This is a genomic window from Pedobacter africanus (assembly GCF_900176535.1).
GTDB classification, from domain to species: Bacteria; Bacteroidota; Bacteroidia; order Sphingobacteriales; family Sphingobacteriaceae; genus Pedobacter; species Pedobacter africanus.
Map to the genome: position 1 here is coordinate 2047211 of NZ_FWXT01000001.1, position 11651 is coordinate 2058861.

The 11651-nt window shown below is 50.0% G+C and carries 9 protein-coding genes; all 9 read right to left on the reverse strand.

All coding sequences use genetic code 11. The features are described from left to right. Positions 1-5 precede the first annotated feature (5 nt). The 9 genes from nagA to B9A91_RS08565 are packed head-to-tail and all read right to left on the reverse strand — an operon-like array spanning position 6 to position 11650. A complete protein-coding gene (gene nagA, locus B9A91_RS08525; RefSeq protein ID WP_084237930.1) occupies positions 6-1193 on the reverse strand; it encodes an N-acetylglucosamine-6-phosphate deacetylase in 1188 nt (395 codons plus the stop codon). A gap of 21 nt (positions 1194-1214) precedes the next feature. Further along, positions 1215-1631, reverse strand: a complete 417-nt coding sequence (locus B9A91_RS08530; protein WP_084237931.1) for a hypothetical protein — start codon at positions 1629-1631, stop codon at positions 1215-1217. A 27-nt stretch (positions 1632-1658) separates the two neighbouring features. Then, the gene (locus tag B9A91_RS08535) at positions 1659-3806 is read right to left on the reverse strand and encodes a PVC-type heme-binding CxxCH protein (protein WP_084237932.1); all 2148 of its coding nucleotides are present in this window, start codon (positions 3804-3806) and stop codon (positions 1659-1661) included. 12 nt (positions 3807-3818) lie between these two features. Beyond that, positions 3819-5108, reverse strand: coding sequence for a ligand-binding sensor domain-containing protein (locus B9A91_RS08540; RefSeq protein WP_084237933.1), 1290 nt, complete (start codon positions 5106-5108; stop codon positions 3819-3821). Positions 5109-5139: 31 nt separating this feature from the next. Beyond that, complete coding sequence (locus tag B9A91_RS08545) at positions 5140-6114, reverse strand: amidohydrolase family protein (protein WP_084237934.1); 975 nt, start codon at positions 6112-6114, stop codon at positions 5140-5142. Positions 6115-6128: 14 nt separating this feature from the next. Then, the gene (locus tag B9A91_RS08550) at positions 6129-7499 is read right to left on the reverse strand and encodes a neutral/alkaline non-lysosomal ceramidase N-terminal domain-containing protein (protein WP_200815619.1); all 1371 of its coding nucleotides are present in this window, start codon (positions 7497-7499) and stop codon (positions 6129-6131) included. Beyond that, a complete protein-coding gene (locus B9A91_RS08555; RefSeq protein ID WP_084237936.1) occupies positions 7496-8896 on the reverse strand; it encodes a DegT/DnrJ/EryC1/StrS family aminotransferase in 1401 nt (466 codons plus the stop codon). The genes B9A91_RS08550 and B9A91_RS08555 overlap by 4 nt, the downstream gene beginning before the upstream one ends. A 4-nt stretch (positions 8897-8900) precedes the next feature. Then, positions 8901-10283, reverse strand: a complete 1383-nt coding sequence (locus tag B9A91_RS08560; protein ID WP_200815620.1) for a hypothetical protein — start codon at positions 10281-10283, stop codon at positions 8901-8903. After that, positions 10283-11650, reverse strand: a complete 1368-nt coding sequence (locus B9A91_RS08565; protein WP_084237937.1) for a DegT/DnrJ/EryC1/StrS family aminotransferase — start codon at positions 11648-11650, stop codon at positions 10283-10285. Before B9A91_RS08565 ends, B9A91_RS08560 begins: the two co-directional genes overlap by 1 nt. Position 11651: the final 1 nt, after the last annotated feature.

An 11651-nucleotide genomic window follows, 5' to 3' on the forward strand; every position in this document is an offset into this window, starting at 1 on the left:
TTTTTTTATTTCGTATACACCAGGTTTCCTTTTACAATGGTAGTCTGAATAGAAATTTCCCCGTCAAAAATAACGATATCAGCTTGTTTTCCTTCAATTAAGGAGCCCCTCCGGTCTGCAACCCCCATAATTTTTGCCGGTGTGGTAGTCAGCATTTGCACAGCTTCAATCAATGGTACATGTGCCAGCTGAACCATAGTCCGCAGCAGACGATCGGTTGTAGCCACACTCCCGGCAAAGGCGCTCCTATCGGGCAGCTTGGCTACCCCATCCTCTACAATTACTTTCATGCCGGTATGGATGTTGCCCAAGATGCTTTCGCCGGGCGGCATACCGGCGCCACGCATGGCGTCGGTGATCAGCGCTGTTCTGGACGCCCCTTTTATTTTGTAGACCAGCTGCAGCAGGGCTGCGGGCAGGTGGATCCCATCGGCAATGACCTCTACATCCATCTCATCGATCAGGTAGGCACTCTCAATCACACCGGCATACCGGTAAGCGTTCCGGCGGGTAACACCCGACATACAGGAATAAAGGTGCGTGGCCAGTGTATAGCCATTTTCAAATGCTTCCAATGCCTCTTCATAAATGGCATCGGTATGCGCTATCGCCGCAATGATACCCTTGCTCCTTAAAAAACGTCCAAAGTCGATCGCCCCAGGCAGCTCCGGTGCTGCACTCCAGCGCCTGATAATATCAGTATGCGCAAGGATAGCCTTATACTCCTCAGGGTCCGGGTTGCGGATAAAACGGGCATCCTGGGCTCCACGCTGATCTGCAGCAAAATAAGGCCCTTCCAGGTGCATCCCCAGAAATTGCGCACCCATGAGATTTTTTCGGTGGGCCTGCTTATAGATATCCAGCGTATTCAACAATTCCTCTCGGGTACTGGTAAGTGTGGTAGGCACCATTGCGGTGGTGCCATACCTGGCGTGGGTCTCGGCAATTTTAAGAAAGGCGGTTTCACTGCCGTCCATAAAATCGTGCCCGCCCCCGCCATGAATGTGTATGTCTATAAAGCCCGGAGCTACATAACAACCCTGAGCATCAATCTCAATAGCACCCGGGGCCGCTATGTCATGCTCGCTAATTGCAGTTATTGTATCTCCTGTTATAATTAATGTGCCGCGCTCAATTATCCGGTAGGGTGTAATGATCCTTCCGTTGATAATTTTATATTGGTTTTGAAGCATTAATCCGATGTTTTAGCGTATTTAAGAAACCTGTTCTACCCAATAGGTACATGAACCGCCTTTGTTAACAGGCCCCTTGAACAGGATACAGCCACCACAATCCTTTTCCGCTCCTTTTGGAATAAAAAGGTTACACTTTACGCACTCGCGTTCTGGATCGGAAGCTTTTTCTTCATAGCCCAGTTTTTTACGCTTGGCCAGTTCTTCCTGGCTTACGCCGGTATAATCGCCGCATTTAAAATCATCTGCAGCACCTGATGAAGCCTTACCAGCTGTATCAGTTGCCGCTGCTTTGGGCGCATCGCCTGCGGTTGTTGTATTTTCTTTAGGTGCGTCACCATTACAGCTGCTCAGCGCTGCCCCTCCGGCAACCACAACCAATCCGGCCGAAAGGAATTTTTGCAGGAAGGACCTGCGCGAATGATCTTGAGTTTTCATGTGTTTATGTTTTTAATAAGTAAAAGGTCAGCTTGCTTTCAGGGCTTCGGCAATGTCCTGCCAGCCTTTTTTGTTTTCTTCGGCAGCGCTGCCCTCCAGTTTCTTAGCGGTATTCAACAATGCCGGGGCCGCGGCTTTGTTCTTGGATTTTTTCAAGCCGGTGGCCAAACCACTCAGTGCCGATTGTACCCAATCCGCATTGGCCTTAACAGCCGGCGAAGCCAGGAACTCCATCAGTTTGCCCACTTCAGTTACAGATTTACGTGAGCCAATGATGATAGAGATGTTCTTCATAAAAGCCAGTTTAGCCGAATCGGTACCGTTAAAGAAAGTGCCGTTTTTGGCCAGCTGCCCGAGCAGTTCAAATGAAGAACCCGGATCAGAACTCAACACTGCAGTGGTAAACCAAAGATCTTTATATTTCTTTTCTATTACGCCTGCAAAAGCCGGCACTACCTGTGCCGCCGGCAATTGGCCCGTGCTAAGGGTGGCCTGCATCGCAACCAGTCCTACCGGGTCATTGATGGCTTTTACCAGCAAACCTGAAAGGGCAGCATCACTTTGGTAACGCTCTGCCAGGATGGCCCCATGCTCCCTTAACCCGGCATCGGCATCAGTTAGGGCCTTCGTAACCAGACCTGCATCCAATGCATCCAATCCTTCCAGCGTGTACAGGGCGTGCAGCCTGGTGATCGGGTTTTTATCGGTATTGAACAGCTTGGTCAATGCAGGTATAGCACCTTTATCTTTACGCTGTATAATAACCCGCTGGGCGGTTAAACGCCACCAGCGGTTGGCATGGCCCAGATAAGGGATCAGCTCCTGGGTAAATTGTTTGGTCATGTGTGGGGGCAATACCTTTTTAGGCGTAGCCTTGTTGTACACAATCCGGTAAATACGGCCAAAATCGTTCCCCCTGTCGAAATCCATATCCATTTTTAAAGAATCAGGAATGGAAACCGGGGTTTCAATGTGCTGGCGGTACATGTCTATCATATACAGGTTGCCATCGTAGCCCAAGGTAAAGTTACATGGCCTGAACCAGGTATCGGTAGCGGCAATAAACTCACGTTTCTGTTCCTCTGCACTGCGTTTTGCAGCAAAGAAGGGGCCCTCATTGCTCAGTTCTATAATGTCGCGGTGCACCAGACTTCCTGCCACATCGCCAATAAAATGAGAACCATAAAATGATTTAGGATAAGTATCACCAGCATAGATGGTACCTCCGGAAGCACCCGTAAAACGGCCTTCGGCATATTCTACCCGGTCCAGTTTCTCTTTCTGGAAGTTTTCATTACGGGCTTTGGTCCGCTCGGCACGCCACCATGGCGCGGGCGTAGCCTGGTACATGATGGGCTCGGCAGCGTAAATGTTGACTACCGATTTAAAGTTCATATGCCCATGGCGTTTCAGGTACCTTGCCGCTATCGGCGAGTTGGAAATGTGCCTTGAGTTGTTCGTATAAAAGCGGTGCCCCAGGTCGTCCATATCCAGACCATACTGTCCGGCGCCCGATTCTACCTCGAACAAGCCTTTATCTAACCTAAAACGGAAATCGCCCCCTTTTATCTGCAATGCAGGTACATCCGGTTTCCGGGTAAAGGTGATTTCACCAGCCTGGCCGCCGTTATTGGCATAGATCCAGTTGTCGACCCCATACCTTAAGCTGGTGATCTGGGCCTCGGAATTGTCCTGAAAAAAGCCGGTAAACAGCACTTCACGGATATCTGCCCGGTTATCGCCGGTCGTATCTTTCAGGAACAGCAGATCGGGCGCAGCCGTAACCAGCAAACCGCCTTCCCAAGGCAGGATACTGGTACCGCTTTCCAGTTTATCTGCAAAAACCACAGAGGTATCTATCCTGCCATCGCCATCTTTGTCAATTAGTTTACGGATAATGCCTTTTCCCTGTCCGCGTACCGCTTTATAAGGATAATCGCCCATTTCAATGGAATAAGCATTGCCATCTTCATCAAAAGTGAGCTCTACAGGATCTTTCACCTGCGGCTCCGAAGCAAATACTTCGGCTTTAAAGCCATCCAAGATATCGAATGTCTCTATAGACTCTTCAGGCGTACGGGAGCCCTCATATTTCTTTTTCTTTGCGCATGAACTGCATACCATTGCAAAAACAGCAATCAGCAACAGGCTTCGGGTTAAGTTGGTTCGTTTCATTGCTTAAATATTTTATGAGTTTGTGTGTTTAAATGGATTATCTATTTTAACAAGGTCCTGGATTTCATGGCCGTTGTGCATAAACCTGGCCAGGGTGTATACATTTCCGTCGTTATCCATGGTGATGGAGTTAACATAAGTTGGCCTGCTGCCATCAGCATAAAAGATGGCGCCGTGGTCGGTATATTTCCCATTGGAAAGGTCGTAGGTCACCAAATGCAGGTTCTCCAGGCCTTTGGCCGCTCCCTTTGCAATGGCATCCTTGCCTTTTAAGCGTCTTCCATTTACATAAATCGGTCCTCCGGTAAGGTAATAAATGGTTTTTCCATCCGGGCCGGGCTGAAAGCCCAGGTAGCCATAACTGAACTGATCGAACATGCCGCTTTTCTGCGAAGGCAGGGAGGCAATCCTGTCTACAATTTCAATCTGCTGTTTACGCGGATCAAATTTAAACAGGTAACCCGAATTGCCATGCACGCCATAAGCCACCTGGTGTGGTTCGTACCAGAATATCTTACGCCAGTTGTAGCCCATGCTGCCCGGAAGGGTGGCATCATAACTGCCAAAATAATCCAGGCGCAGGTCAACCTCATCCAGCTTGCCAAAGTTCGCATCTCCCGGCTGGTAGGTCAGGATATCACCTTCTGCAGTAGAAAGGTACAAGGTTCCGCTGGCGGGATCTACAAACATTGAGCGGCAAATTACCCGGTAGTCCTGCCCAACTGCTCCACCTTCTCCGCGGCCGCAGGTAAGGCCAATGTTGCTGAGTTTACGGGTATTCATATCGTAATGCACCAGATAGCCCAAGGGCCAGGTAAGCGCATAGATATGTCCCCTGTCTTTGTCAATGGCCATGGTCAGCAGGCCCTCGCCTTCAGGCGCTATGGCCAGGTCCTCAAACTTGCCCGAAGCCAGCTCGTACGACACGATATGCCCTCCCGGATAAAGCTGGTAACCGGCAGGGGGTACCTTATGGAGCGTTTCCATATCATTGACCATATCATAAACCCCTACATGGGTTACAAAATACAGCTTGCCATTGCTTTCGTAGAAACGCACATGGCTCTTGCCCTGCGGAATGGCCTTGCTGTCTTTTTCGCCGCAAACTTCGGTCAGGTCGGCCAGCAGTGCCGTAGCATCTGTTTTAGGATCGTACACATAGATTTTACCACCGGTATCATAAGATTCGGAAGAAAGGACGTAATAAATGCGGCCATCACTGGCGGCCGATATCGCATTATAGGTATCGTGTGCCAGCTCAAAGCCAGAATAGTATTGTTTTGCAGTTAAAGTATTGCTCATTATCAGATTCGTATCGTATGCTGTTTTTGCCCTACAAACGGAACAGCTTTTTAGCATTGTAGTATAAAATTTTTCTTTCTATTTTTTTGCTTGGCGAAAGCCTTTTGATCGCATCGATCAGCTTGGCGCCAAAACAATTGTCGATATGCCCGGTGATATCGGTACAATCGCTGCCAAAAAGCAGCCTGTCCTGGTGTTTTTCCAGGAACCAGCGTGCATGGTCTTCATCACGGGTAAGCGAGCCAAGTCCTGAACCGGCCGAGAAATCTCCATAAATATTGTCATAATTGCTCAGCAGCTGTTCGGTAATGCCGCCTCTGGTCACCTTTGTTTTTGGGTACAGCACACTCTGGTCGGTATGGTTCTTATCGATATTCGCCCACCAGGTTTGGGAATGACCAATGAAATTCACTTTAGGGTATTTCTCGAGCATGGTATGGAAACGCTCCAGGCCGTAATTGTACATTTCATACTGCCAGTGCATCAATACGGGCACGTTATAAGCCTGGGCCAGCTCGTATATCTTCTGCATTTCGGGCGAGTCGCACTCTACCCCGAATTTGGATTCCCCGATTACACAGGCTCCCATTTTCAGGTATCTTTCTATCTCCTGGATGGCTTCCGGTATATCGGGCACCTCATTGGCGCCATACAAAAACTCCTGAGGGTATTTTTTGGCCAGGGCCTGGCATATGGCATTGCCTGTAGCTTTGGCCTGCAAGCCATTGCCTTTGCCAAAATGGGTAGAGGCCTGGTTTACAGATCTGCCCGACGGCAAAAGTATGGTCTTGGTAACGCCCATGGCGCGCTGGTGCGCAACCAGCATGTCGTTGGTCCGGCCCATATAATCGGTATGCTGATGGATATCGATGATTGGCTCTGCAAAGAGCAGCGAAACCGGACTGGCATTCAGTCTCAGGGCCGTTGCGCTGAGCAACAAACTTGTCCCGGCAATGAACTGGCGCCGGGACAGGGATATTGGGGTTTTAGGGTTTTTATGATCCATGTTTGTTGCTTTTTTTATTTAACAATCTTAAGCGCACCTGCTTTTTCGCATTGCGCAATCACTTCCGTTAATATCTTGGTTTCAATGGTGGCATCCCATTTTGCGGGCAGCCCGTATACCATCCTGGCAGCATCGCCCTCGTATCCACCCTCCTGTAATATGGAGCAGGAAGGGATATAAGTCATTACATCATTGCAATAGCCCAGCACAAACGCATCCTGTCCCAGTATCTGCTTGATCTTGATAGCATACTCTATGGTCAGCTCACCGCCCAGGCTTACCAGCGGCAGGCCGCCCAGTGTCCATACCTGTACGGGGTAAGGGTACAGGCGCGACAGTTGTTCACCATTCTGCATTTTACCCAGCATACGTTCGGCCCAGCGCTTCTGGTAGGCTACAGGTGCAGTTTGACTGATTTTGGAAAGCTCTTCTTTTGAAGGCAGCGGAGCCATAGGCAGGTTCACTTCAGCATAGGCCGTAGTGATCGCAGCGGGTAGTTTGCGCATGTCTTCTTCCAGCACACGGTCTACCGCCGCAGCCAGTTCACGGCCATATTGTCTGGCCAGCGGGATGGTATGCCTTGGCAAAGGGTTCTGATCGGCACCTGCCCCCTGAAAAAACATAGCTGTAGCACCAGGGTGCGCTTTTTCAAGTTCCAGCTGTGCAAAGCCTGCGTAGTCGCCAGACCATTGGTAAATTTCCAGTACGGTAGGGTGACAGGCATAACCGAAGGTAATGGCCTTGAGTTCGCCTTTTTTATTGAGCACTTTTAGCACCGGAACCGCAAAATCGTTAGGCCCTTGCAGTTCGGTAACCTTGGTAAGGGTGGCTACAGGATTGTTACGGCGGTTTACCTGGAAGCGGGTAACGCCGTTCTGGGCATAGACCTCGGCGGGTTCCATTTTCCCCAGGGCATCACCTACCAGTTTTACGATATGGTCTTCCAGTGCGCGCGAGTATTGCTTAACCTGTTCCAGCTGCGCTGCATCCAGGAGGTAGATGTCAGATAAGGCGTTCTGCAAAACCGGACCTGAATGCGTATGCGAGCTGTTCAATATGATCTGATTACGTGTGATGCCGTACTTACTCTGGATGCGGTCCCTGATCTGATCGGACACCGCTTTGGGCAGACCCAGCAGGTCGCTGGTAACCAGCACCACCTTTTTGCCGCTGGCGTCCTGCAAAGCAAGGGCCTTCGCCCATAGATCGTGTAGTTTACCTTCCGATGGATGGGTGCGTACTGCAAAACCGGCCATGGCCATGTGCTGCTTAGGGGTAATCACCATGCGCGCCACGCCAGCTTTCCAGTCGGCCTGTTGTGCCTGCACTGTACTCAAAAAGATAAAGCAAAAGGAGGTTAAAATCTGAATTGTTCTTTTCATCATTTCCCTGCTTTACTTAATTGATCGGCATTCTTATGGATTTTTGCGATGGCATTGGCAATATCGTCCATATCAGTCTTAGTGCCCAGCAACATGTACTGATACAGCCACACGGCTTCTTCATTGCAAAGGATATCGTTGTTAGGACATTTGTTCTGGGCTGCCCACTTATTGTAATCCAACTCCTGCGCACTATACATCTTTTTGAAATTTTTGGACTCAAAAGCCTGCTTAATAAACGACATATCCATCAGCGGGGTATAACCACTGGAGCAAGGCACGCCTTCTGCCCTCAATGCTTTCAGGAAAGCATCCCGCGACAGACCTTTAAAGGCCTGCTTCTGGTACCTGAACGGAAAGAGGTGAAAAGCACAGCGGTTTGCTTTAGGGTATAGTTTATAAGGGATAATACCCGGTATTTTTTCAATCTTCGATTTCAGGTAAGCTGCGTTTTCGTTACGTGTGGCAGTTTCCTGCTCCAGCCGCGGCAGCAAAGAAAGCCCTATGGCCGATGCATACTCAGAAGTACGCACCTTGGTGCCCAGCACCGTGCTGCCAATCCCTATACCTCCGGAAGCGGTTCCAAAGGGATAGCCATACTGCTGGTAAGAGAAGCATTTGTCGATAAACACATCGCTGTTGCTCACAATTGCCCCAGCTTCGCCTATAGGCAGGTTTTTAGAGTTCTGAAAACTGAAACATCCGGCATCGCCTATGGTACCCAGCTTTTTGCCATCGTATTCTGCAAGGTGGGCCTGGCAGGCATCTTCCAGCACCACCAGCTTATGTTTTTTAGCGATGGCCATGATGCGGTCCATATCGCAGGGCAAGCCTAAAATATGAACAGGAATGATGGCCTTTGTGCGTGGCGTGATCTTGGCTTCTATCTTATCGGGGTCCATCTGAAAAGTCTCGCGGTCTACATCCACAAAAACAGGGATGGCGCCGTTCAGCAGTACCGCAGAAATGGTGGCAATAAAAGTATAGGGCGGAACAATCACCTCATCGCCCGCACCAATATCGAACTGGTTAAGCGCTACAATGAGTGCATTAGTGCCGTTGACTACCGTTAAGCTGCGTTTTACGCCCAGGGCTTTGGCCCATGCCGTTTCGAACTCTGTGGCTACATTGGCGCGCGACCAAACCCCGCTGCGCAGCACTTCGGTAACCCGTTTCTCGTCGGTTGCCGGGTTCCATATCGGCCATTTAGGCCAGCCTGCGGTCCGCACCGGGCTGCCGCCCATAATGGCCGGTTTGCCCGAAACACCCAAGGCAGTGCTTGGATGGCTGTTATTTGCGGCCGACAATGAAGGACTGAGCATCATGCCTGCTGCAAAAACCCCGGCCGACTTGAGGAAGCTGCGCCGGGCTTCTGAATTGTTTCTTTGTGTGTGGTTCATTGTGTTAGTTTTTTAGCAGTTTGTGTATAGCGTTCATCAATACTTTCTCAATTTCGGGGTTGGCTGCCGATGCCTGTCCGGCTTCATATCCGCCTTGCTTGTAACCTTCCTCGTTACAGATATAGCCCGGGCCATAATCGCCATAGCCCGCCACTGCCACAAAAAGGTCTTTACGGTAAGCCTTGGCGGCCAGCTGGTATTCAATAAAGGGTTCGCCTGGCAAATGAAGAATACGGGCATTGCCCAGTGTAAGGCAAGTCAGGTCTATCTTTTTTCCTGCCTGCTGTCTGTGCAGCAGCACCAGTTTAGACATGTTATTGGCCAGGAATACCGGCGTTTCAGTCCGCATCTTCTGTTCCATGGTACCCACGTCAGCTTTTAAAGGGATGCTGATGGGCGCAATGGCCCAATGTACCTGTGCTGCGCTAATCGGTTCTTTTTTTGTGGAATCCCAGGCGCGCTTCATCCCGTCGGCCAGCCTTTGCGCCAGGATCATCCGGTTAATTTTAGCGCCATCGTTATATTTACCTGCGGTGATGTTGCCCCCCGCCCCGTTAAAGTGAATGTGCAGGGCCTCTGGCACAGCCAGTTGGCGCATAAAACGCGCAATACCCGGGAAATCGGGATTGGCCACCCCAGTGCGGTAATAACTTTGCGGATGCGTAGCATAATAACTGAGTACAGCCACCGGCTTGTCTTTGTTCCAGAAACTGATGAGGGAAACCATAGGGTCAATCAGACCTTCCGGCTCCGCACGTATGGCTGAATCTTTGGTGGCCGAAGTACGGCTGGCCTTAACCAGACCATCGGCGCCTATGATCCGCCTGTTGGAAGATACATTATATACCCTGGCTGCCCCCAACCCCAGATGGGTAATGGGTTGCGCCTGTGCCAATGAATTTTTAACAGCTATATCCAGCCGGCGGATGAGTTCACGAGAGAAAGCCCCCTCGAAACTGCGGGGATTGATACCCGCAGCAAGCAGGATTTTCTCTGCACCGAAATCAGATGTGGGCGCATCGTGCTGGTGAATGGCATGGACCGCCACATGATCGGGTGTGGTACCCGCAGCATTGGCAATTGCCTTTTTAAACTCGTCCTGACTGTCATTGGAAATCCCTATCCAATCTACCGAACAAACCACAATGGGTTTACCCGCGCCCAGCAATACAAAACCTTTGGCCCTTAAGCCAAGATCCCAGGAATTAACCATAGGATCATAAGTCAGATGCGAACCTACAGGCGGCGTAGCATCCACATCAAAGGTGCTCAGGCTTAAGCCTGCCACCTGCTGTTTCAGCGAATCAACCGGAGTAACGGCTGCCCGTATGTCCAAAGCAAAGCAGCCGAGCAACAGGTATAATATGATGATCTTCTTTACCTGCATTATGGAATGGTGTTTAATTTATCGCGGTTATCGTAAACTTTCATGATGGCCCTGATGACATCGTCCATGTCAGACTTTGTACCCAGAAGCTGGGCAGAACCGCCCAGCACAATCATTTCCTGGCCAACCAGATCGGTATTTGGCATATTGGCCGCATCCTGTTTAAAACGCTGTAACCTTTCGGCACTATACATGGTCTTGTATTCCTTTAAGCCCAGGATATGCTCAACCCAGGGCTCAGTATGCAGGCCTTTAATATAGGGGCTCAAAGGAACCCCCTCGGCACCTATTGCCTTCAGGAATTTACTGCGGTCGGCATTGTTAAAATGCTCCTTATGGTAACTCATTGCATATAAGTAATAGCCGCTGCTTTCAGTGCCCTGGTATTGTTTCTGGGGCACCAATCCCGGGAAATCTTTTAGCTTGGAGCTGAGGTAGGCTGCGTTCTCGTTACGACGGGCAAAACGATCTTTGGCTCCAGGCAGCTGCCCCAGTAAAATAGCACCTTCAAACTCGTTCATTCTGTATTTAGGCCCTATGGTGACGTTTTTGCCTTTGCGGTCAGTTCCGTGATTTTGTACCGTATAGACCTTATCCATCAGGGCCTCATCGTTGCCGATCACCGCACCACCCTCACCACAGGAGATTTGTTTGCTGGCCTGAAAACTGAAACAGCCCAGATCGCCTATACTGCCGATCTGCTTACCCTGATAGCGGGCAAAATTGGCCTGGCAGGCGTCTTCTATGACAAAGAGTTTATGTTTTTTAGCAATGGCCATGATGCGCTCCATATCGCAAGGCATGCCCATCATATGCACCGGCATAATGGCCTTGGTATTTTTATTGATCTTTCTTTCCACGTCAGCCGGATCGAGCTGATACGATTTAGGGTCCAGATCGGCCATTACCGGCAAGGCCCTGCTGCCAATGATGGCAGAAATGGTGCCGAAATCGGTATAGGGAGAAGTAATCACCTCGTCGCCCGGACCAATACCCAGCGCTTCCACGCAGGTACTCAGTGCCTGCGTTCCTGAACCTGTTCCAACACAAAACCTTACCCCCAGCAAACTGGCAAAATCTTTCTCGAAGGTAGCCACCGTACCGTTGGCCAGGTTCTGTATACGGCTCCATTTACCACTTTTGGTGGTGTTCACAATAGATGCGATTACCTGCTCATCGGCCAGCACATTGGGCCAGCTGATCCATGCTTTGGTCCGGACAGGGGTGCCGCCCAGAATTGCCAGTTTCCCGTTGTCTTTTACGCGCAGATGGCCTTGCGCAGAAATGACATTGGAAAAAGCAGCCGCAATTGAAGTTGTAGTTACAGCCGCAATAAAATTTCTTCTGGAAAAGTTTGATTTTTTCATC